Source organism: Aurantimonas sp. E1-2-R+4 (assembly GCF_036549515.1).
Classification (GTDB): Bacteria; Pseudomonadota; Alphaproteobacteria; order Rhizobiales; family Rhizobiaceae; genus Aurantimonas; species Aurantimonas coralicida_A.
Window position 1 is genome coordinate 1 of sequence record NZ_JAZHLK010000149.1, and the last position, 847, is coordinate 847.

Here is an 847-nt window from a genome sequence, read left to right on the forward strand (position 1 = left end):
AGGCTCTGGTCCTGAAGGTGCCGCCGCTGGCCGACTGCGCCCGCTACGACAGCATCCGGAGGGTGGCGTGATGGAGCGTCATGAACTTCTGGAAGCGATGGACGAGTTGAAGCTTCACGGCATGCGCGCCAGCTTCGACGAGATAACCGGCAAAGGCCTGCAACGCCGCGACGAACTCTACCCTTTGCTCGCCAGTCTCCTTCGGGCCGAGCACAACCATCGTCAGGCCCGCTCCATCGTCTACCGGATCGTCAGCGCCAAGTTCCCGGTGCTGAAGGACCTCGACGCCTTCCACTTCGCCGACACGGCGATCGACGAAGGCAAGGTGCGCGAGATCGCCACCGGCACGTTCCTGGAGAGCAAGCGCAACGCCATCTTCATCGGCGGGACAGGCACGGGAAAGACCCATCTGGTGATCGCCGTGGCCGCCGCCGTCGTTCGATCCCATGCCCGGGGGCGGTTCTACAACCTGGTCGATCTGGTCAACCAACTCGAGCAGGAGAAGGCCGCTGGCAAAGGAGGCCGGCTGGCCGAGAAGCTGTTGCGCTACGACCTCGTCGTGATCGACGAACTCGGCTATCTGCCGTTCAGCCAGGCTGGCGGCCAACTGCTCTTCCATCTGATCAGCAAGCTGTACGAGCACACCTCGCTGCTGATCACGACGAACCTTGCCTTCGCCGATTGGCCGCAGGTCTTCGGCGATGCCAAGATGACCACCGCCATGCTCGATCGGCTGACGCATCACTGCGACATCGTCGAAACCGGCAACACGAGTTGGCGGTTCAAAAACCGAAGCTGATCCTCAACGGTCGCCACGATCAAATCAACGACATGCAAAGGGGCCCGA

General features: G+C 62.2%; 1 protein-coding gene. It reads left to right on the forward strand.

The annotated features are described in order from the left end of the window. The first annotated feature begins 70 nt into the window (after nucleotides 1–70). Nucleotides 71–799 carry an IS21-like element helper ATPase IstB gene (gene istB / locus VQ045_RS21805; protein WP_331831623.1) on the forward strand — a complete coding sequence of 243 codons (729 nt, stop codon included), beginning with the start codon at nucleotides 71–73 and terminating at the stop codon, nucleotides 797–799. Nucleotides 800–847 lie beyond the last annotated feature (48 nt).